Raw genomic sequence first — 20,971 nt, forward strand, 5'->3', positions numbered from 1 at the left:
TCGGCGCACATCAATGCCCGCCCCGCCGCCGGCACACCCCCGCCGCAAGCTGCTCCAGCGCCTCGACCGTGATGTCCCAGCCCATGCACGCATCCGTCACGCTCTGCCCGCGAACGAGCCCTGCCGAACCTGCCGCCACGTCCAGCTTCTGCGCGCCGGCCACCAGGTTGCTCTCCATCATCACGCCCGCGATGGACCGTCCGTCCTCGGCGATCTGGGCGGCCAGTTCAGACACCACGACGGCCTGCCGCAGGTGATCCTTGCCGCTGTTGCCGTGGCTGGCGTCGATGATCAGCCGGTCGCACGCACCCGCCGCCGCCAGCCGCTGCGCGGCCCGCTCGACGTGGTCCTGGCCGTAGTTCGGGCCGTCGGCACCGCCGCGCAGGATCACCGACGTGTCGGGGTTCCCGGTCGTCGTCACCAGGCTCGCCCGCCCTTCGGCGTCGATCCCGAGGAAGGCCTGCGGAGCGGATGCCGCGACAGCGGCGTCCAGCGCCACCTGCAGCCCGCCGTCGGTGCCGTTCTTGAACCCGATCGGCATCGACAGGCCCGAGGCGAGCTGGCGGTGCAACTGGCTCTCGGTGGTGCGCGCCCCGATCGCGCCCCAGGTGACGAGGTCGGCGATGTACTGGGGGCTGATCATCTCGAGGAACTCCGTGGCGCACGGCATCCCGAGCGCCACCACATCACGCAGGAAACCGCGCGCCTGCCGCAGCCCGGCGGCGATGTCGTGGCTGCCGTCGAGATGCGGGTCGTTGATCAGTCCCTTCCAGCCCACGGTGGTGCGCGGCTTCTCGAAGTAGGTGCGCATCACGATCAGCAGATCGTCGCCGAGGCGCTCGGACTCGCGCACCAGCCGGGAGGCGTACTCGAGCCCGGCATCCGGGTCGTGGATCGAGCACGGCCCGACCACGACCAGCAGGCGGTCGTCCTCGCCGGACATGATCGCGCGCACATCTTGGCGGGTGCGCGCCACGAGCGCGGATGCGTCGTCACCCGCCGGATGCTCCGCTCCGACCTCCGCGGGCGTCGGGATCCTCGTGAAACCGGCGACGTGCAGATCGGAGGTGTGCAGATCGGAGGTGGCTTCGAGTGTGGGCATGGGTCCTGTCCTGTTCTGGGTGAATTCCGGACGGACCCCGAGAGCAGAGCCCGCCGAAAACGGCGAAAGGCAGAGCATTCGCTCTGCCTTTGTCGGCTCTGGAAGAGGTCGGTGCGCGCTAGATCTGCGCCGGCTCCTCCAGAGCCGACTCAAAATACGCATACCGACGGGTGTTCATGCGTGCAAACCTATCACCCCTGGCTACAGGCGCGGATCGATCGGGTCGGACTCCAGCGCGAGCACGCCGAACACCGCCTGATGCACGCGCCAGAGCGGCTCCCCGGCGGTGAAGCGGTGCAGCGCCTCGATGCCGAGCGCGTACTCGCGCGCGGCGAGCGAGCGCTTGTGGCCGGTGTCGCGCACGCGCAGCCGCGTCAGGTTCGCCGGCTCGAGATAGTCCGGACCGTAGATGATGCGCAGGTACTCCCGCCCGCGCACCTTCACGCCCGGCTGCACGAGTCCCTTCTCGGTACGGGTGAGATTGGCGAACGGCTTCACCACCATCCCCTCACCACCGCGAGCGGTGAGCTCCTCCCACCACGAGACGGCGGAAGCCACGGACTCAGCATCGTCGAGGTCGACCCGCCGTCGCCCCGTACTCGTGACCAGCTCGGGAGCGGCCGCCGCGAGGCGATCCGCGATGGACAGGTGCCAGCCGTGGTCGCGGGTCTCGAACGTCTCGCCGCCGGCAGCGAGCAACTGGAACGGCGCGAAGCGCACCTGGTCGGCGGCGCCGACGTAGCGCCGATACGCGTCTCGGAAGCCCGCCGCGTTCGCCCGCCGGCCCCATACCCGCTCTTCGAGTGCGGCGACGTCGACTCCGGATGCCGCAGCCGCGGCGAGCGCAGCCGAGGCGGCATTCGTCGCCGTCGTTCCGGCAGCCGCCACTGAGGCGTACAGGTCGCGGATCAGGTCTCCGGCCTTCAGCGACCAGGGCAGGATCTCACCGTCGAGGAGCACCCAATCGGCCTTGAGGTCGGCCCAGACCCCGGCACCCTCCAGTGCTCCATCCAGACCGCTCACGAAGGAGGTGTCGTCGTCGAAGAACGGGCGTCCCGTCCGGGTGTGCACGATCCCCCGCCACCCCTCGGGCGCGCCGAAGCGAGACGGGTCCCGTGTGATCAGGGCGACCGCGCGAGAGCCCATGTGCTTCTCCTCGCAGATCAGGTCGGTGACGCCCTGCCTGCGGAAGTACTCGAATGCCTCATCGGGATGCTCGAGGCTGCCTTCACGCTCGGAGGCGTTCGGCGGCGACATGGTCGGCGGCAGGTAGACCAGTCGACGAGGGTCGACGGCCCAGCGGCTCATGGTCTCGAGCCCGCCCGCGGACTGCGCCTCCTTGATGCCGACGCGTCCGTGCAGGCCGGTCTCGATGATCAGCTTGCCCTGGATGTCGTCCAGGTCGAGCACGCCCGCATCGCGCTCCGGCTCGGCGGCGATCAGCGGGCGCACCGGCTCGTACCAGACCTGCTCGGCGGGCACCTGCACGACCTCGCGCTCCGGGTAGCGCATGGCCGAGAGTGCGCCGCCGAACACGCATCCGGTGTCGAGGCAGGCGGTGTTGTTCACCCACTCGACCGTCGGCACCGGAGTGTGGCCGTAGAGCACCACGGCCGCGCCACGGTACTCCTGCGCCCACGGGTACCGCACCGGCAGGCCGTATTCATCTGTCTCGCCGGTGGTGTCGCCGTACAGCGCGAAGGCGCGCACCCGCCCGGACGCGCGTCCATGGTACTGCTCCTTCAGACCGGCGTGCGCGACGACCAGCTTGCCGTCGTCGAGCACGAGGTGCGAGACGAGCTCGTAGCAGAAGGCTGCCACCTGCTCCCGGAACTCCGCCGTCTCTCCGGCGAGCTGGGCGAGCGTCTCGGCCAGCCCGTGCGAGACCGTGACCTTCGCGCCGCGCAGCGCGCGCACGAGCTTGGCCTCGTGGTTGCCCGGCACAGCGAGGGCGTGGCCGGCCGCGACCATACCCATCGCGAGGCGCAGCACGCCGACGACATCAGGGCCGCGGTCGACGAGGTCGCCGAGGAAGACCACCCGCCGCCCCTCGGGATGCCGCGCGTCGATCGCGCCGCCCTGATCGTCGCGGACGATCTCGTAGCCGAGCCGGCCGAGCAGGGTCTCCAGCTCGCTGCGGCATCCGTGCACGTCGCCGATGACGTCGAAGGGACCGTGGTCGTCGCTGCGGTCGGTGAGCAGCCGCGTGCGCTCGACGGATGCGGCCTCCACGTCCTCCTCGGAGCGAAGGACGTGCACGGTGCGGAACCCCTCCTTGCCGAGGTGGCGCAGGCCACGGCGCAGCTGGTCGTTCTGTCGCTTGACCACACCGTCGGGGATGTGGCGGTCGTAGCGCTCCGCGTTGCGCGCGATGCTGACCGACATCGGCAGGTCGAACACGATCGCGACGGGCAGCACGTCGTGGGCACGGGCGAGCTCGACCAGCTTGCGGCGGGCCTCGGGCTGCACGCTCGTCGCGTCGACGACCGTCAGCAGGCCGGCATCCAGCCGCTTCGCCGCGACGTACTGCAGCGCGTCGAACGCCGAAGCGGTGACGGACTGATCGGACTCGTCGTTGCCGACGAGCCCGCGGAACATGTCGCTGGACAGGGTCTCGTAGGGGCCGAAGTGCTCGCGCGCGAAGGTGGACTTGCCCGACCCCGACGCGCCCACGAGCACGACGAGCGACAGCTGCGGGACGGTGAGGACGCTCATGCGGCGGCCTCCTTCCGGAACAGGGCGAGCTGGGTGGGGGCACCGTGTGCGGCATCCGCGGGGCCGACATCGCGGAACTCGACCGCGTAGCCGTGCCGGGTGGCGACCGCACCTGCCCACGCCTGGAACTGCGCCCGCGTCCACTCGAAACGGTGGTCGTCGTGCCGGAACGCCCCCGCTGCGAGCACGGGATAGAGCACGTTGTACTCGACGTTCGGCGTCGTCACGACGACGGACGCCGGCGCCGCGCCGGCGAACACCGCGTCCTCCAGAGCGTCCAGGCGGGAGGGCTCGACGTGCTCGATGACCTCCATCAGCACCATCGCGTCGAAGCCGCGCAGTCGCTCGTCTCGATAGACGACCGAACCGTGCAGCAGGTCGACGCGCTCGCGCTCGGCGTCGGATGCCTCGTCGAGATGCAGCGCGCGGGCGGCCTGCTCGAGCGCACGGTCCGAGACGTCCACGCCGACGATCTTCGTGAACGCGCGGTCTCTCTGCAGGCGGGTGAGCAGGGCGCCGGGGCCGCAGCCCATGTCGATGACCCGGTGAGCACCGGTATCCTGCAGCGCCGCGAGCACGGCGTCGGCGCGCTGCACGCGCAGCGGTGTCGCGCCCGGCGGGCGCTCGTCCCTCTCGACGGATGCGAGCAGCGAGCGCTGGTGCACGAGGTAGCGCGTGGTGATCAGCTCGCGCTCCGGATGCTCGGCGAGCCACCCCTCGCCGGCCCTCTCGAGCTTGGCGATCTCGTCGTCGCCGACCCAGTAGTGCTTGGCGTCGTCGAGCACGGGCAGCAGCACGTAGAGCTGCCGCAGCGCGTCTGCCAGGCGCACCTGCCCGGTCAGCACGACCGAGCTGTAGCGCGAGTCGCCCCAGTCCGGATGCTGCTCGTCGAGCGGGATCCGCCGCTCTGCGACCTCCCACCCGCAAGGCGCGAAGACGCGTCTGATCAGGTCGTCGCCGGTGCCGCGGGAGGAGACGACCGGGATCTCGATCCGCAGCGGGAGCGGCGCGGCAGCCAGCTCGGGGTAGCTGTCGCTGCGCCCGGTCATCGCCGTGCGGAACACGGTGCCGAGGGCGACGGCGAGCATGCTGGAGGCGACGTAGGGGCGGTCGTTGACGTAGTGGTCCAGCGAGCCGGCATCCCCGCGGAAGCGCCTGCTGCGCACCAAATCGATCGGGTCGACCTCGAGCAGCACTGCGACCGTGCAGCGCTCGGGCGTCGCCTCGGAGTAGAAGACGTGGATGTCGCCGACCGGCGCCCGGAAGGTCTGCAGCTTCGCCGGATGCTTGTGCAGCAGGTATCCGAGCGCGCTCGCGTCGACGCCGGAGCCGCGCTCAGGCTCGTAGGTCACCGTGACGAGCATCGTCGCCTCCCCGGGGTCTGCACAGTCGCCCGAGTCTACTGACCCCGCCCGCAACGGATGACCATGTCGTCCCGGGCGTGGCGCGGAGTGCGCCGGCCGGGGCATCCCCAGGTACTCCGACCGGCGTCACCGCGTCAGCCTCCCGCAGACACGGGCGGCTTCCTTCCCCCGCCGACCCCCAGGCCAGGCGAGGACGACCAGTTGCATTGCCGCCGTGGCTTCTCCCCCTGCCACGACACGGCGCCTGAATCGGGTGACGGAAGCGCCATGTCCAAGGGTCTCCCCCGGGTCGCCCGTGCGCCTCCGTGATCTCACGGAATTCTTCTACTGAGCGAAGCCGGGCGTCACTAGAATCAGCGATCAGGGGAACGACAGGCGGGGTTTGCCTGAAAGGCGGTGACGTCGGCGTGCGCACGGAACCCGATCGTGTCGCTGCGGCCCCTCCCGCGCGTCTCTTCTTCGGCAGGGCGAGTGAACTGCGCGTCCTGGCTGCGGGGCTGGATGCCGCCGAGTCCGCAGGCGGACGTATGATCGCCATCCTGGGCGAGGGCGGTATCGGCAAGAGCACGCTCATCGAGGAGGCCCTGCTGCGCTCGCGAACCACGAGGGCGGTGATGCGCGCGTCCGCGGATGTGATGGATCGGCGCCGCCCCTACGCCCTGCTGCTGGAGGCGTTCGGGCCGCTGCTCACCGCCGACGAGCGGAACATCGTCGATGACCGCAGCGCGCACGCCGTCGGCGAACGTCTGCTGGCGCTCATCGACGGTCTCGTGTCCACGCCGAGCGTGCTCGTGCTCGAGGATCTGCAGTGGGCCGACGACGCGTCGCTCGCTCTGCTCGCACGTCTCGACCGCACGCTGGAGCAGCTCCCGCTGCTGATCATCGCGTCACTCCGCACTCAGGCAAGTCACGAGATGGCCGCCGCGCTCGATCATCTGCTCAGTGCGTATGAGGAGCGCGATCTGCTGCAGCAGGTCGTCGTTCCGCCGCTGCCGGGCGAGATCTGCATCGTGCTCGCCGAGCGCCTCACCGGCGGTCGCGTCGACGGCACCCTCGCGCACTACGTCGAAGCGGCCGGAGGGAATCCGCTCTTCCTCACCGAGATGATCCGGTCGCTGCTGCGCGACGACGCGGTCACCATGCGGGCCGACGGTGGGGCCGTGCTGGCCGCGCCGGTCGGCCCCTCGCCCTCGCCCTCGCTGGCGATGGTGATGATGCGGCATCTGAGCCATCTCGGCACGGCCACCAGAGAGATGCTCACGACGGCGGCGCTGCTCGGCACCCGGTTCACCGTCACGCAACTCCGCGTCGTCATCGGCAAGCCGATGAGCACCCTCCTGCCGATGCTGCGTGAGACGTTCGCCGCCGGCTTTCTGGAGGAGGTCGCCGATGACACGCTCGGGTTCCGCCACGAGCTGATCCAAGAGGTGCTGCTGCTGGACCTCCCGGCCGCGGTGCGCGCCGAGCTGCAACGCGAGGTCGCCCTGCGGATGGACGCCGCGGGGTTCGCTCCCGCCACCGTCGCCGGGCACCTGCTGCGGGCTCCCGTCTCGCCGGAGGATGTCGACTGGACGCTGCGGCTCGCGCAGCGCACGGCTGTGGCCGCACCCGCCACCGCGATCGAACTGTGGGAGCGGGTCGCGAACAGCGTCGATCACGGCGACGAGCGGTATGTGCGGGCGACGGCCGGCCTGGCCCGTGCCGCGCTGAGCTCGGGTCGTGCCGCCGATGCGAGCGCTCTGGCCGATCAGGCACTGCGCGGCGAGGTGCCCGCAGATGTCCTGCCCGCGCTGACCCTGACTTACACGCACGCGCTGATGCAGCAGCATCGGCAGTCCGAATCACAGGAGCAGTCGGAGCAGTGGGGCGTCTCGGAGCTGCTCGAGCCGGCCGACCGGGCCGCGCACCTGGCATTCGCCGGGTGGCCTCGGCTGATGCTCGGAGACCTGGACGGTGCGAAGCGACTGGCGGCCGAGGGCGCCGCAGTCGCGGCAGAGGTCGGCAACCCTGCCGCGCAGGTGACCGCCCTCGCCCTGCACGGCCAGATCGCCGACTTCCAGGGTGACCTCGAGACCTCGATCGCGTCGCTCACGACGGCGGTCGGGATCGCCGACCGACATCTTTCGCTCGCTGCGGTCGAGGCGTTCCCGCACACGCTCCTCGCGCTGGCTCTCGCCGACGCCGGCCGCGCAGCCGAGGTCGTCCCCCTGTTGCAACGGGGCCTGCAGGTGTCGGAGGAGTTCGGATACCGAACCGGTGTGGTCGCCGCGCACGCCTTCGGAGCCCAGGCCATCAGCAGCACGGCCATCCTGTCCGACATCACCGCGGAACTCGACGCGCACGGTTCTCTGATCGGCTCCATGGACGTGCGCATGATCGGCCCTGTGCTGGGGCTGCGGGCCTGCACAGTGGCTCGGCAGCGCGGACCGGTGGCGGCGATCGAGTACTCCGACCTGCTCGATCCGGTGCCGGATCGGAGCATGTGGGCCGGCCGCGGCCGGTCGTGGATCTGGCGCGGGCTCAGCCAGCGCGACCGCGCCCGCGAGGACCACGCCGCAGCGCTGGACGTGCTCTGGGCGGGGTGGCAGGACTCCCTCGAGGCGGACATGCTCATGGAGTGCGCGGATCTCGGCCTTGATCTCGTGCTGCTCGCCCGACAGTACGCCGCCCTGCATCCGTCAGCGAGCCGGACCGCGATCGAACACGCGCACGAGGCATCCGACCTGCTCGCCGGACTCGCCGATCGCAACCCGGCCGTGACCCACCTGCGCGCCACGGCGCTGATCGTGCAGGGAGTGCTGGAGGGCTCGGACGCGATCCTCGAGGCGGAGCGGATGATGGCGACCACTCCGCGCAGGCTCGATCGCGCCCGGTTCGCCGAGGTGGCGGCCCGGTGGCTTCCGGCGCGGTCGAACGACCGGCGCCGGCTCGCGGAGGCTGCGCTGCGCGGCTACGCCGATGTCGGCGCCGACCACGAGGTCGCCAGAGCGAAGGCGGCGTTCCGGCACCTCGACATCCCGGTGATCTCGCAACCGCGCACGCGCCCGGCGTTCGGGTGGGAGGCGCTGACCCGCACGGAGGAGCGGGTGGCGGCTCAGGTGGCGACCGGCGCGACCAATCCGGAGATCGCACGCCGACTGAACGTCTCCCGTCGCACCGTCGAGACGCACGTGTCAAACATCCTCACCAAGCTCGGACTCCGGACCCGCACCGAGGTCGCCGTCTTCGTCGCCCGGCGGCTCGACGATGTCGGAGAGCACCGCTAGCAGGTCGATCCACCCGCGGAACGGCCGGCGCGCACCAGGACCCTCGACCCAGCCCTCGGGCGGGTCGGTCCCGTCCACCTGGATCTCTATGCGCACCCTGCCAGAGTCGCATCGCCGCATCCGAGGCGGATCCGTGAGATCACGGAACTTCGAGGCGCGGACGGGGACGTGGCACACTGAAGCGACCCCGCCCGAAGGAATCGCATGTCCGCACTGTTCTCCGCCAACCTGATCTGGACGATCGTCGCGCTCGCGGCTCTCGCGATCAACGTGCTCGCCCTCATCTACATCCCGCGCGGGCGCAAGCCCACGGCGGCGATGGCCTGGCTGCTGCTGATCTTCCTGGTGCCGTTCGTCGGCATGGGGCTGTACCTGCTGATCGGCAACTTCCGGCTGCCGAAGAAGCGGCAGGACGAGCAGGCGCGCATCACCGCGATGATCAAGGACGGGGCCGGTGACCACGTCGACGTCGATGCCCCGCGGTGGCTGCAGCGGGTCGCGATCCAGAACCACGCTTTGACCGGGCTGCCTGTCGTCGGGGAATCCTCCGCGGAACTGATCGACGACTACCAGGGCTCGATCGACGCCATGGCCGCCGCGATCGACACCGCCACGACGTACGTGCACGTCGAGTTCTACATCGCCGCTTGGGACGACACCACCCGCGGCTTCTTCGCGGCGATGGAGCGGGCCGTGCAGCGCGGCGTCTCCGTGCGCCTGCTCGCGGACTACATCGCGTCGCGCAAGATCCCGAAGTCGGAGGAGACCTTCGCCGAGCTGGACCGCATCGGCGTGAAGTGGTCGTGGATGCTGCCGTTCCGCCCGTTCAAGGGCGAGTACCAGCGCCCCGACCTGCGCAATCACCGCAAGCTCGTCGTCGTCGACGGCGCAGTCGGTTTCGTCGGCTCGCAGAACCTGATCTCGCGCGACTACAACGCCGAGAAGAACATCAAGCGCGGCCTGATGTGGCAGGAGCTCGTCTCGCGGGTCGAGGGCCCCGTCGTCGCTCAGGTCGATGCCGTGTTCCTCAGCGACTGGCTGATCGAGACCGGCGAAGACCTCTCTTCGGTCGAGCGGGTGCCGGTATCCGCTGTTCCCCAGCCGGCGGATGCCGGGCTGCACTGCCAGATGGTGCCCAGCGGCCCCGCCTACGGCACCGAGAACAACCTGCGGATGTTCCTCTCACTGATCCACGGGGCGACCGAGAAGGTCATCCTGACCAGCCCTTACTTCGTGCCGGACGAGGCGATGATCTACGCGATCACCACCGCCTGCCAGCGCGGCCTCGACGTGCAGCTGTTCGTGTCGGAACTGGGCGACCAGGGCATGGTCTACCACGCACAGCGCTCGTACTACGAGACTCTGCTCCGCGCGGGAGTGCGGATCTTCCTGTACCCGGCGCCGTACATCCTGCACGCGAAGCACTTCTCGATCGACGACGACATCGCCGTGATCGGGTCGAGCAACATGGACATCCGCTCGTTCAGCCTGAACTCCGAGATGTCGCTGCTGGTTCGCGGTGAGTCGTTCGTCGCACAGATGCGCGAGGTCGAGCAGAAGTACCGGGATGCCGGTCGCGAGCTCACCCTCGAGGAGTGGCTGCGCGAGCCCGCGAAGTCGACTTTCCTCGACGGTGTCTTCCGCCTGACGTCGGCGCTGAACTGAGCGACCGGCTCACTTGCCGAGCAGATCGGGGTGGGTGAGTCGCCACCACTCGTCGGGCTGGCCGATCGTGCCCTTCAGCCGGATGTCGGCGGAGGTCGTGTTCGGGCCGGCCTTCCAGGTGATGCTGCCGACGACCTCGCCGTCGATGTAGGTCTTCGGGGCGCTCAACTTCATGCTCACCTCGATCGGCGTGTCCGACCAGGTGAGGATCGAGGTGCCGGTCGGGATCACGAGCTGCGCCTCGTCGCCCCACGGCGTCTCGATGTGCCCGACCGGCTGACCCGCCTCGGCAACATCGATCCGGTGGAAGCCCTCGCGGATGCTCGCGAGCAGGGCCTTCACATTGTCGGCGACCGCGCCGTTGGTCGCGCCGCCCATGACCACCCCGACCACCGAGATCGGCTTGGAGATGCCGACATCCAGCGATGCGGTGTAGAGCAGATTCTGCGCGCCGGCCCCGAGGTTGCCGGTCTTCAGACCGGTGACGCCCTCGACGCCCAGCAGGCCGTTGGTGTTCGAGAAGCGGCCGAGCGACGGCACCTCTATCGAGGCCTTGCCGGCGAGCGCGGCGACCGTCGGATTCGCCGCCGCAAGCCGGCCCAGCGCGATGAGATCCGTCGGAGTGCTGGTGTTCTGCGGGCTGATGCCGGTCGGCTCCACGATCCGCGTGCTCTTCAGGCCGTGCCCCGCGAGCCATTTCCGCGCCGCGCTGAGGAACGCTCCGCGTGAGCCGAACGCCCAGGTGGCGACGGCGTCGGCGTAGTTGCTGGCCGACGGGATGAGCATCATGGCGATCGCGTCGCGCTCCGACATGGCGCTGCCGGTGGGCATCGCCGCGATGGTCGCACCCTGCACGTAGTACTGGTCGTACAGGTCGTGGTCCGCCTTGCTGAACCGGATCGTGGGGCCCGGGTCCTGGGCATTCGCGAGGGGTCTGCGTTCGAGTACGACGAGCGCGGTGATGAGCTTGCTGATGCTCGCCATCGGACGGGCGTCGTCGGTGCCGGTCTTCGCCCAGATGCCCGGCGTCTTGCCGAGGTACTCCTCGGCGCCGGAGATCGAGATCGCGGAGGTGCTCTCCGGCAGCGCGAGAGTCGCGGCCGCGGATGTCGGCGGCTCGGGCGTGTGCGAGGAGGTGACGGGCTCGGGCAGCGATGCGTTCAGCGCCCACCAGACATAGCCGCCGGCTGCGGCGAGCGCCAGGACGAGCACGATCGCCGTGACCAGTATGGCGACCCGCCCGCCCCTGCCACGGGCGGCACGGGCGGCCTCGGCCGGGCTCTGCGGCCCCTGGAAGAGGCCGGCGAGATCGGAGAGGTCGTCTGTCACGTCGTCGTGTGTCTTGATGGTCGCCCCCGGGCGTGAGATGTGATCTCATCATGCCTCACCCGGGCGATCCCGCAATCGCCTCTCGCCCTCGACCGGTGAAGACCGCTAGCTTATGCGCAGGGGACGGAATCGGAGGATGCGATGGCGCACGTGGTGGCGACAGGGGCCGGCAAGGTCATGATGGAGCGGCGGAACGACCCGACGCACGAGTACATTCTGAGACTCACAGGCAAGGAACGGCCACGCGTGCTGTTCGTGGGGACCGCGACCGGCGATGACCCCGCCTACATCCTCAGCTTCTACACGACCTACCACGCGGACCGGTGCGCACCTCACCACCTTCCGCTGTTCCACCGGGCGATCGACGACCTGGCCGGTTTCGTCAAGGGGTTCGATGTGATCCACGTCGGGGGTGGCAACACAGCGAACATGCTCGATGTCTGGCGCCGACAGGGTCTGGACGAGATCATGCGCGAGATGTGGGAGGACCCCGCATCGAACACCGTGTTCACCGGCGGCAGCGCCGGCGGGATCTGCTGGTTCGAGGGCGGCACCACCGACAGCTACGGTCCCACCCTGCAGGTGCTGCCGGAGGGGCTGGGATTCCTGCACGGCAGTTTCTGCCCGCACTACGACGCGGAGGATCAGCGACAGCCGCTGTTCCATGAGGCGCTGCGCAGCGGCGAACTCGCCACGGGGTACGCCGTCGGCAACCTGCAGTCCTTGCACTTCGACGGCGCCGAGTTCGTCACGGCGATCAGCCCGGTCGAGGACCCGCTCGCGCTGCGCGTCGAGGCGCTCGACGGGCGGATCGTCGAGACCGCGCTGCCGTCGAAGGTTCTCGCCGGCAACGGCCCGAGCGTGAAAGGCCCGTCCTCATGAACGACAGCATCTGGATCCTGATCGCCGAGCTCCTGGTCGTCATCGGCGCCATCTACATGGGCACCCGCACCAGCGGGATCGGGCTCGGCGTCTGGGGCCTGGTCGGCGTGGCCGTGCTGGTATTCCTGTTCGGGGAGGCACCGGGCAGCGCCCCGGTGGATGCCGTCTTCATCGTCATCACGGTGATCACCGCGGCCTCCACCATGCAAGCGGCCGGGGGCATCGACTGGATGGTCTCGGTGGCCGCGAGAGTGATCCGCAAGCGCCCGAGATCCGTGGTGTTCCTCGCCCCGGCGATGTCGTTCCTGTTCACCGTGGGGGCCGGCACCGGCAACATCTTCTACCCGCTTCTTCCGGTCATCTACGACGTCTCCTATCAGCAGAAGATCCGGCCCGAGCGTGCGCTGTCGGTGTCCGCCGTGGCGTCGCAGGTCGGCATCCTCTGCTCGCCCGTCTCGGCGGCGACCGCCTCGATGGTGGTGCTGCTCGCGCCGCAGGGCGTCGATCTGGGCGGGCTGCTGCTGATCATGTGGCCGGCGTCGATCGCGGGACTGTTCCTCGCCGCGCTGGTCATGCTCAAGCACGGCAAGGAGCTCGATGACGACCCCGTCTACCAGCAGCGGCTGGCCGACGGGCAGATCAAGCCACCGGCGACGGATGCGCATGATAAGAAGCTTCCGCGCGCCGCCGTGCTGTCGGCGACGCTGTTCCTCATCGGCGTCGGCGTCATCGTGCTGTTCGGCCTGTTCGAGAGCATTCGTCCGATCATCGGCACCGACGACGACGGCGACCCGGTGCGACTCAGCGTCACCGTCATCATCGAGGTGATCATGGGCGTGATCGCCGCACTGATCTTCCTGCTCTGCAAGGTGAAGGCGTCCGACGTCCCCAAGCAGCCGACGTTCCCGGCGGGCATGGTGGGCGCGATCGCGCTGTTCGGCATCGCATGGCTGGCGAACACGTTCGTCGCCTCGAACCAGCAGATGATCGTCGACGGGCTCGGTTCCGTGGTCTCCGGGTCGTCCGCGTTCCTCGGCGCGCTGCTGTTCGCGCTGGCCCTGTTCGTGGTCGCGATGCTGACCACGAGCCAATCCAGCGCCACGAACGCGATCGTGCCGATCGGCATCACGATCGGGCTGCCCGCGCCGCTGCTGGTCGGGCTGTGGCCGTCGGCGATGGGCATGTACACCCTGCCGGCCAACGGCAGCCAGGTCGCAACCGCGGCCTTCGACCAGACCGGAACGACGAAGCTCGGCAAGTACGTGTTCGACCACTCGTTCCAGCTGCCGAACCTGGTGTACGTCGGCACGGCGATCGTCGTCGGCGTGGCGCTGTCCTTCGTCCTCGGCTGACGCCCACGGCATGACCTCCACCGCCGACGCCGTCGTCCTCAATCGGTTCCTGCTGGGGCTGGCCGAGGGCATGACGGCGTCGGACGAGTCTGTCGATCGCATCCGCGACACCATGGCGACCCTGGCGAACGCGTATGGCAGCACCGCCACCGACATCGTCATCCTGCCCACGGTGATCCTCATCGAGACCGGTGGTGAGGAGGATCGTGTCTCGCTGCGGTCGACGCTGTCGGCGAAGTTCCGGTTCGACCAGATCGCCGCGTTGTACCGGTTGATCGAGCAGGCGAAGACGGCGTCCGTGGCGCCGGATCAGGGCATCCGCCGTCTCAACGAGATCGGTGCCATGCGGCCCCGGTACGGGTGGGCGGTGCGCACGCTCGGTCATGCCCTGCTCACTCTGGGGCTCGCGCTGCTGCTGGCGCCGACCTGGCAGGGAGCGATCATCGCGTTCCTGCTCGGCGCGGGCATCGGCCTGCTCAAGCTCGTGCGCTCGCCGACGCTGCAGCTGGTCATGCCGATCGTCGCGGCGTTCGTGTGCGCGACCGGTGTGTTCCTGCTCGCCGAGGTGATCGACATCGGCGACCCCATCCATCTGCTGATCGCGCCGCTGGTGACGTTCCTTCCGGGCGGCGTGCTCACCACAGCCACGGTGGAGCTCGCGGCAGGGCAGATGATCGCCGGCGCGTCGCGGCTGGTCTACGGATTCGTCCAACTGGCGCTGTTGGCGTTCGGCATCCTCGCGGCCGGCACGCTGGTGGGCGTGGACTCGGCGGACTACGAACCGCTCGAGGGCGGCGGGACCGTCGCATGGTGGGTGCCGCTGATCGGCGTGCTGGTCTTCGCCACAGGCAACTACCTGCACTTCTCGGCGCCGCCGTCCACGTTCGGGTGGGTGCTGCTCGTGCTCGCGGTCGCCTACGCCGCGCAGACGATCGGCGGCCTCGTGCTCGGTCCGACCGTGAGCGGGTTCATCGGCGCTCTCGCGATGACGCCGGTGGTGCTGTGGATAGCCGGCCTGCGCAACGGCGCACCGTCACAGCTGACCTTCCTGCCGGCGTTCTGGCTGCTGGTCCCCGGTGCCGCCGGGCTCGTGGGCCTGACCGAGGCGGTCGCCACGGACGGCGGCCTGGCCGACTTCACCGCAGCTCTGGTGTCGGTGATGTCGATCGCGCTCGGCGTGCTGATCGGCACCGCGCTGTACCGAGTTGTGCACCACGGCGCCGAGGAGATCGTCCAGTTCGCCGTTGCGCTCCCGGTCGCGCACGACACGGATACGCGGAGCACCTTCACGCAGCGCGTGAAACGCTGGTGGCACCGGGAACGCGGAGGGAACCGCTGACGGGACGCCGTCAGGCGGGTGGGGGACCACGGATGAGCAAAGACGCAGACCGGAGAGAGGCGGAACAGATCGGCGCCGGCACCGGAGTCACGGCGGGCATCGGTTACCTGCTCCTTCAGGCAGTCGCCTCCTACGCCGGGTTCCTGATCCTCGTCATGTCCGCCCTGAGCATCGCCGGATGCGGTGACAGTTGCGACTACGCCCTGGCCGGCGCAAGCACGCAGGCGCAGATCTGGGGCAGCGTGGTCCTCTGGATCCTGTCGGCGATCGCCGTCACCTGGCGTGCCCTGCTCCGCAGGACGAGCTGGTGGGTGCCTCTGGTCGGCATCGGTGCCGTCGCGCTGCTGACGATCGGAACGAGCATCGCGATGGATATCGCCACGCCGACGCTCGGTTCGTAGCCCCGTCAGTCGGTGACCTCCCAGAACAGCTGCGCAGCCTCCGCCTCGAGCTCGCGATCGGGCTGCTCGGGGTGCGCCGCCAGGAATTCGGCCTGGAGCCGTGCGCATCGACTGGCGTGGATGACGGCATGGAGCAGCATCCGTCACCTCGCTGTTCCGCGGCGGACTTCGCCGAGCGTGTGGCATCCGGGGCAGGGAACCGCGATCCGGTCACCTGGCCCGATGTCGCCGGGCAGCGAGACCAGCGGGGAAGTCGCATCCGAGACGCGGAAGGGCTCTTCGTAGGCGTGCGAGATCCGGCCGATGAGGCGCATCTCGCCCCATTCGGGCGCCAGGTGCGCCAGGTCCGCATCGAGCTCCAGCGCACCCCGGGCCGCGTCGACGACCGTCGCGACGACGACCGTCGTGGAATGCTCCGGTGACGCGATCCCGCCCGAGTACGGGATCACCGCCGGCCAGGTGCAGGTGCAGGGCGTGCCGCAGAGCTCGGCGTATCGCCGCAGGGAGATCGCGGCGATGGTCACGTCGTCGAGCAGGGCGATCGAGCGGGCCGGCCAGCGCGCGTGGTCGATGGGCAGCGGGATGCTGTCGCGGAGCGTGGGAAGGATGGAGGTGAGAGTCACGCTCTCCGGTCTACGCCGCCGCCTCGGGGCAGGGAACACGTCCTCACGGTTCCCGAACGGAGGCGGGGCGGATCCTCGCGGGAAGCCCTGACCGCGACCCGCTGTTGTCCCGGAAGACGGGAAGGCGGAATGCGATGACGCAGGTGCTCCACGGGATCGAGGTCGTCGTCTTCGACGTGCTCGGCACGCTGGTGGACGAGCCAGGTGGGCTGGCGGCGCAGATCGCCGCCACCGGAGAGGAGGATCCGGCGCGCTGGGTCGATGACTGGCAGCAGTACGTCGCCGACCAGCAGGCGCGGATCGCGCGCGGTGAGCGCCCGTACGCGCCGTCGACGATGCTCGACGCCGAGGCCGCGGCCCGCGTCGGCGAGCCCGCGCTCACCACGGCGACCCGGTCTCTCCCGGCCTGGGATGACAGCGCCCGCGAGGTGGCGCGGCTCGCGCAGCACGTGACGGTGCTCGGCCTGTCGAATGCGGATGCGGCGACGCTGCAGGCCCTCGGCCGCCATGCCGACCTGCGTTGGCATCGGGCGGTGTCGGCCGAGCGCGTCGCCGCCTACAAGCCGGATGCGGCGGTGTACCGCGCCGCGATCGACGCCGCCGCCGTTCCCCCGAGCCGTATTCTCATGGTCGCCGCACACGCCTGGGATCTGCGGGGCGCGATGCGGGCAGGCATGCGCACGGCGTACGTGCCCCGACCCGGAGGCGACGCGCCGATGTCGGGCGACCGGTTCGACGGCTTGTTCGGAACACTCGCAGAACTCGTCGATGCGGTGGTCACCGGCATCCGGCCCTGACGTCGGTCAGCTTGCCGGCGGCAGCGCGTGGAACGCGCGGTCGACATAGATCAGCGGGCGGCTCTCGCGGCCCGCGATGACCTCGACGACCTCGGCGATGACCACCGTCGAGGAACCGACGGCGACGGTCTGCAGCGGGCGGCAGCGCAGCGCGACCCGCGCGGCGGGCAGGTGCGGTTCACCGGTGGGCAGGATGTCCCACCCCTGCTCCGGCGTGAACCGCTCGGAGCCGCTGACTGCGAAGCTCTGCGCGAGTGCGGAGTGGTCGTCGTCGATGAGGTGCACGACGAAGCCGTCCGCCGCGAGGATCGCGCCCGCGCTGCCGGTCGCCCGGGTCACCGAGAACACGATCGCCGCGGGGTCGACCGCCACCGAGGCGACACTCGACGCGGTCAGCCCGACCGGTCCGGTCGGGCTCATCGCGGTGATGATCGCGACCCCGGCCGGATGCCGGCGGAAGGCCGCCTTCATGCCCTCCCCGACCTCGGACGGGATCGGTGCTCCCGGCGTCACGGTCATGGCGGGCGCGCTCACTCGGCCACCGCCTGCGGCGGAAGTACGGCGATCAGCGGGTGGTCGAAGTCGTAGGTGCCGGCCTTGGCGGCACCACCCGGCGAGCCGATCTCGTCGAAGAACTCGACGTTGGCCTTGTAGTAGTCGGCCCATTCCTCGGGCAGGTCGTCCTCGTAGTAGATCGCCTCGACCGGACAGACCGGCTCGCACGCGCCGCAGTCCACGCATTCATCGGGGTGGATGTAGAGCGAGCGCTCGCCCTCGTAGATGCAGTCCACCGGACACTCGTCGATGCAGGCCCTGTCTTTGACGTCGACGCAGGGCAGGGCGATCACGTAGGTCATCGGAGGGCCTTCTTCGTTCGGGTCACTGTTCCAGCGTAAAACCTCAAGTAACCTTGAGGTCAAATCGAGCGAAAGTTCCTCATGACCGCAGAGACCGCGCACACACCGGATGAACCGCTGACCATCGGTGAGATGAGCCGCCGCACCGGCGTCGCCCCCTCGGCGCTGCACTTCTACGAGAGCCTCGGACTGATCGCCTCGACGCGCACCCCCGGCAATCAGCGCCGCTACGCACGCCATATGCTGCGCCGCGTCTCGCTGATCACTGTGGCGAAGCACCTCGGCCTGCCGCTGTCGGAGGTCAAGGAGGCGTTCGCCGACGTTCCGCTCACCCGCACCCCGAGCCACGAGGAATGGGCGCGCGCCTCCCGGCGCTGGAAGCGCGAGCTCGAGAAGCGTCGCGAGGGCATCGAACGCCTGGAGCGCGAACTGACGGGATGCATCGGCTGCGGATGCCTCTCGATGCGGGCCTGCCGGCTGCTCAACCCCGACGACGCCCTCGGCACGCAGGGCGCCGGCGCTCTGCGCCTGCAGGACGACACGGGCTGATCACCCGCTCGGGGTGAAGCTCCGGCGAGGCCATCTCGTCCTGATGGCATGACGAAGGCGCTGTTCCGGACCGCATCGGAACAGCGCCTTCACTCTGCGTTACGCGACCTCGCCGGCAGTGACGGTCTCGGCGAGCATGTGCACGCGGGGCAGGTGGTGGGCGCCGTAGAAGTCGGCGGACACCAGGCGCGCTGCGTCCGCGGCATCCGTCGTGGCGTGTGCGAGAACCGCGACCACGGCGAGCCCGTGCATCCAGCCGCCGGCGAGCGTGCCGAGCAGCATGAGGTAGGGCACGCTGACGCCGTAGGCGTCGCGGGTCTGGCCGAAGCCGATCAGTGCGGCGGTGGCCGCTCGGGCCGAGGCGATCGCGCGCTCGAGGCGATCCGCGGTGCGCGTGGCGACCGCGTCATCCGCGCCGCGCAGGACGGTGATGGTCTGCTCGATCTGCACGAACAGCTCCTCCGCGGTGGCGCCACCATTGCGGATCACCTTACGGCCGATCAGGTCGTTCGACTGGATCGCCGTGGTGCCCTCGTAGATCGGCATGATCCGGGCATCCCGGTAGTGCTGCGCGATGCCGGTCTCCTCGATGAAGCCCATGCCGCCGTGCACCTGGATGGCGTCGCTGGTGAGCGCGACCGCATCCTCCGTCGCCCAGCCCTTCAGGATCGGCACGAAGAGCTCGGCGAGGGCACCGGTGCCGTCGGTCTCGGCACGGTCGAACAGGTCACCCAAGTACACGCCCAGCGCGCGCATCGCGAAGACACGACTCTGCATCGAGAGCAGCAGACGCCGGACATCAGGATGCCCGGCGATGGGCGTACCGGCGGGGCGGTCGAGCACGCCGCCCTGGCGGCGCTCGTCTGCATAGGCTACGGCCTGTTGGTAGGCGCGGTCCGAGATTCCGGTGGCCTGGAAGCCCATGCCGGCGCGCGCGGAGTTCATCATCACGAACATGCCGGCCAGTCCCCCGCCGACCTCACCGACGAGGTAGCCGGTGGCATCCTCATAGGCGAGCACGCAGGTCGGGCTGCCGTGGATGCCGAGCTTGTGCTCGATCGACGCGGTGGTGACGGCGTTCCGCTCGCCCGGCTCACCGGACGCGTCGGGAAGGAACTTCGGCACGACGAACAGCGAAAGGCCCTTGGCGCCGGCCGGGGCATCCGGGGTGCGCGCGAGCACGAGGTGCACGATGTTCGGCGCGACGTCGTGGTCGCCCCAGGTGATGAAGATCTTCTGACCGCTGATGCCCCAGTTGCCGTCCGCGCGGGGCGTGGCCATGGTGCGGATCGCGCCCAGGTCGGTGCCGGCCTCGGGCTCGGTGAGGTTCATCGTGCCGGTCCACTCACCCGAGACCAGCTTGGTCAGGTAGGTCGCGCGGATCTCGTCGGAAGCCGCGGCGTCGAGTGCGTGGATCTGCCCGGCCGAGAGCAGCCAGCACAGCGCGAAGGCCGCGTTGGAGCCGTTCCAGATCTCGCCGAGCCCCGCACGGATCGACCCGGGCAAGCCGTCGCCACCCGCGGACTCCGGAGCCTCTGCAGTGACCCAGCCGGCCTCGACGAAGGCCTGGTAAGCCTCCGCGAATCCTTCTGGCAGGTACACCTGGCCGTTCTCGAGGCGGGCGCCCTCCCGGTCGCCGACGGTCTCCAGCGGAGCGAGGACGGAGGCCGCGAACTCGCCGGCTCCGGCGAGGATCTCGGTGGCATCCTCCGCGCTGAAGGCGCCGCCGGAGCCGCGCGCGACCAAGTCGAGGCCGAAGGCCTCGCCGAACAGGAACGCGTAGTCCGAGACCGGGGGGATGTAGTCGGATGCCATCGGGACTCCATTCTGCGACACCGCATGTGGTGAGACTGCGGATCAGTCTAGCTGGGATCGAGTATCACCGAAAGCTCGCATGGGAAGAGGTGCGGGCCTGTGAGAACACCGCCCCGCACCTCCCGGAGTCACGCGAGTTCAGCGGAGAACCGGTGCTGCGCCGAGTCGAACTCGATCACGCGCAGGTTCAACACCGTTCCGGATACGCCGTTCGTGCCCCGCACAAGTCCCGGCACGCCCGCATACTCCACGAGAACGCCGAACGGCACCGGCTTCGTGACGGTCGCGGCGACGATATCGCCGGACTTCAGAATCTGTTCGTCCATGCATTCACCCCCTCTCCCTACGTCGGGCGAAGGTGGACAGCAGGATCACGGGGCGGTCGGGCAGACCTCTCCATTCGTGCCGCGCGTCGCGTCCAGCACCATCCCGATCTTCACGCGAGAAACTCTACTCCTCGCGGTGCTCGCAGAGCGTGAGACGAGATCGGGCGCTGCCCGGACCAGGAAGACGGTCCACAGCAGCGCCCGCAGGAGATGGAGTCGAATCAGCGGCTCGCGCCCTTGCGAGGCTTGATGAACGCCTCCGGCTCCCGCTTCTCGCGCTTCTCGGCTCTCTTCTCCTTCAACGAGAGCTTGGGCGCCTTCTTTCCTGCGCGTGACTGCGGCGTCTTTCCAGACATGGTTATCGCTTCCCCTTCTGATGGCTGGCGTAACCATCGACCATAGCCCGCAGGCAGGGGAAGTCAAATCAGTGGCGCCCGAAGGCGTGGGGTTAACGCGAAAGAGCCACCCAGCTTTGGGTGGCTCTTTCGTTTAGAAGGAGTTCGGCGGTGTCCTACTCTCCCACAGGGTCCCCCCTGCAGTACCATCGGCGCTGTGAGGCTTAGCTTCCGGGTTCGGAATGTGACCGGGC

General features: G+C 69.5%; 19 protein-coding genes and 1 rRNA gene. 8 read left to right on the forward strand and 12 right to left on the reverse strand.

Annotated features, from left to right (window positions below):
* Nucleotides 1-10 precede the first annotated feature (10 nt).
* The 3 genes from ACFVDO_RS16600 to ACFVDO_RS16610 form a co-directional block, all read right to left on the reverse strand.
* Nucleotides 11-1,102, reverse strand: coding sequence for a 3-deoxy-7-phosphoheptulonate synthase (locus ACFVDO_RS16600; protein WP_378856746.1), 1,092 nt, complete (start codon nucleotides 1,100-1,102; stop codon nucleotides 11-13).
* Nucleotides 1,103-1,303: 201 nt separating this feature from the next.
* Nucleotides 1,304-3,817, reverse strand: coding sequence for a polynucleotide kinase-phosphatase (locus ACFVDO_RS16605; protein WP_378856748.1), 2,514 nt, complete (start codon nucleotides 3,815-3,817; stop codon nucleotides 1,304-1,306).
* The gene (locus ACFVDO_RS16610) at nucleotides 3,814-5,181 is read right to left on the reverse strand and encodes a 3' terminal RNA ribose 2'-O-methyltransferase Hen1 (RefSeq protein WP_378856750.1); all 1,368 of its coding nucleotides are present in this window, start codon (nucleotides 5,179-5,181) and stop codon (nucleotides 3,814-3,816) included. The genes ACFVDO_RS16605 and ACFVDO_RS16610 overlap by 4 nt, the downstream gene beginning before the upstream one ends.
* A 407-nt stretch (nucleotides 5,182-5,588) precedes the next feature.
* Here ACFVDO_RS16610 and ACFVDO_RS16615 point away from each other — a divergent pair, with 407 nt between their 5' ends.
* Entirely contained in the window at nucleotides 5,589-8,447 is a 2,859-nt protein-coding gene (locus tag ACFVDO_RS16615; RefSeq protein ID WP_378856752.1) for an ATP-binding protein, read from the forward strand.
* A 204-nt stretch (nucleotides 8,448-8,651) separates the two neighbouring features.
* Nucleotides 8,652-10,112, forward strand: a complete 1,461-nt coding sequence (gene cls / locus ACFVDO_RS16620) for a cardiolipin synthase (protein ID WP_378856754.1) — start codon at nucleotides 8,652-8,654, stop codon at nucleotides 10,110-10,112.
* 9 nt (nucleotides 10,113-10,121) lie between these two features.
* Here cls and ACFVDO_RS16625 read toward each other — a convergent pair whose 3' ends face one another.
* Nucleotides 10,122-11,441 carry a D-alanyl-D-alanine carboxypeptidase family protein gene (locus tag ACFVDO_RS16625; RefSeq protein ID WP_378856756.1) on the reverse strand — a complete coding sequence of 440 codons (1,320 nt, stop codon included), beginning with the start codon at nucleotides 11,439-11,441 and terminating at the stop codon, nucleotides 10,122-10,124.
* Between the two features lie 141 nt (nucleotides 11,442-11,582).
* Here ACFVDO_RS16625 and ACFVDO_RS16630 point away from each other — a divergent pair, with 141 nt between their 5' ends.
* Genes ACFVDO_RS16630 through ACFVDO_RS16645 form a run of 4 tightly spaced genes read left to right on the forward strand, consistent with a single transcriptional unit; the run spans nucleotide 11,583 to nucleotide 15,415 of the window.
* On the forward strand, nucleotides 11,583-12,323 hold the full coding sequence (locus ACFVDO_RS16630) for a Type 1 glutamine amidotransferase-like domain-containing protein (protein WP_378856758.1): 741 nt from the start codon (nucleotides 11,583-11,585) through the stop codon (nucleotides 12,321-12,323).
* Nucleotides 12,320-13,675 (forward strand): anaerobic C4-dicarboxylate transporter family protein, encoded by a 1,356-nt coding sequence (locus ACFVDO_RS16635; protein ID WP_378856760.1) that lies wholly within the window; start codon nucleotides 12,320-12,322, stop codon nucleotides 13,673-13,675. Before ACFVDO_RS16630 ends, ACFVDO_RS16635 begins: the two co-directional genes overlap by 4 nt.
* A gap of 10 nt (nucleotides 13,676-13,685) precedes the next feature.
* Entirely contained in the window at nucleotides 13,686-15,014 is a 1,329-nt protein-coding gene (locus ACFVDO_RS16640; RefSeq protein ID WP_378856762.1) for a threonine/serine exporter ThrE family protein, read from the forward strand.
* A 32-nt stretch (nucleotides 15,015-15,046) separates the two neighbouring features.
* Nucleotides 15,047-15,415, forward strand: coding sequence for a hypothetical protein (locus ACFVDO_RS16645; protein ID WP_378856764.1), 369 nt, complete (start codon nucleotides 15,047-15,049; stop codon nucleotides 15,413-15,415).
* Between the two features lie 5 nt (nucleotides 15,416-15,420).
* On the opposite strand, the gene ACFVDO_RS16650 is transcribed toward ACFVDO_RS16645, so the two are convergent.
* Together ACFVDO_RS16650 and ACFVDO_RS16655 are read right to left on the reverse strand one after the other, a co-directional pair.
* Nucleotides 15,421-15,555 carry a hypothetical protein gene (locus tag ACFVDO_RS16650; RefSeq protein ID WP_378856766.1) on the reverse strand — a complete coding sequence of 45 codons (135 nt, stop codon included), beginning with the start codon at nucleotides 15,553-15,555 and terminating at the stop codon, nucleotides 15,421-15,423.
* Between the two features lie 3 nt (nucleotides 15,556-15,558).
* Nucleotides 15,559-16,038 carry a hypothetical protein gene (locus ACFVDO_RS16655; protein WP_378856768.1) on the reverse strand — a complete coding sequence of 160 codons (480 nt, stop codon included), beginning with the start codon at nucleotides 16,036-16,038 and terminating at the stop codon, nucleotides 15,559-15,561.
* 134 nt (nucleotides 16,039-16,172) lie between these two features.
* On the opposite strand from ACFVDO_RS16655, the gene ACFVDO_RS16660 reads away from it, so the two are divergent.
* Nucleotides 16,173-16,835, forward strand: a complete 663-nt coding sequence (locus ACFVDO_RS16660; RefSeq protein WP_378856770.1) for a haloacid dehalogenase type II — start codon at nucleotides 16,173-16,175, stop codon at nucleotides 16,833-16,835.
* A 6-nt stretch (nucleotides 16,836-16,841) separates the two neighbouring features.
* Here ACFVDO_RS16660 and ACFVDO_RS16665 read toward each other — a convergent pair whose 3' ends face one another.
* Together ACFVDO_RS16665 and fdxA are read right to left on the reverse strand one after the other, a co-directional pair.
* Entirely contained in the window at nucleotides 16,842-17,354 is a 513-nt protein-coding gene (locus ACFVDO_RS16665) for a flavin reductase family protein (RefSeq protein ID WP_378856784.1), read from the reverse strand.
* Between the two features lie 11 nt (nucleotides 17,355-17,365).
* Nucleotides 17,366-17,692, reverse strand: coding sequence for a ferredoxin (gene fdxA, locus ACFVDO_RS16670; RefSeq protein ID WP_378856772.1), 327 nt, complete (start codon nucleotides 17,690-17,692; stop codon nucleotides 17,366-17,368).
* An 81-nt stretch (nucleotides 17,693-17,773) separates the two neighbouring features.
* On the opposite strand from fdxA, the gene soxR reads away from it, so the two are divergent.
* Nucleotides 17,774-18,241 carry a redox-sensitive transcriptional activator SoxR gene (soxR, locus tag ACFVDO_RS16675; protein ID WP_378856774.1) on the forward strand — a complete coding sequence of 156 codons (468 nt, stop codon included), beginning with the start codon at nucleotides 17,774-17,776 and terminating at the stop codon, nucleotides 18,239-18,241.
* Nucleotides 18,242-18,340: 99 nt separating this feature from the next.
* Here soxR and ACFVDO_RS16680 read toward each other — a convergent pair whose 3' ends face one another.
* From ACFVDO_RS16680 to rrf, 4 genes are all read right to left on the reverse strand, one after another.
* A complete protein-coding gene (locus ACFVDO_RS16680) occupies nucleotides 18,341-20,056 on the reverse strand; it encodes an acyl-CoA dehydrogenase (RefSeq protein ID WP_378856776.1) in 1,716 nt (571 codons plus the stop codon).
* A 128-nt stretch (nucleotides 20,057-20,184) separates the two neighbouring features.
* The gene (locus ACFVDO_RS16685; protein WP_378856778.1) at nucleotides 20,185-20,382 is read right to left on the reverse strand and encodes a hypothetical protein; all 198 of its coding nucleotides are present in this window, start codon (nucleotides 20,380-20,382) and stop codon (nucleotides 20,185-20,187) included.
* 221 nt (nucleotides 20,383-20,603) lie between these two features.
* Nucleotides 20,604-20,738, reverse strand: coding sequence for a hypothetical protein (locus tag ACFVDO_RS16690; RefSeq protein ID WP_378856780.1), 135 nt, complete (start codon nucleotides 20,736-20,738; stop codon nucleotides 20,604-20,606).
* A gap of 142 nt (nucleotides 20,739-20,880) precedes the next feature.
* Nucleotides 20,881-20,971 (reverse strand): 5S ribosomal RNA (rrf, locus tag ACFVDO_RS16695); the annotation flags it as partial.

It is taken from the genome of Microbacterium sp. NPDC057741 (assembly GCF_042798735.1).
Classification (GTDB): domain Bacteria; phylum Actinomycetota; class Actinomycetes; order Actinomycetales; family Microbacteriaceae; genus Microbacterium.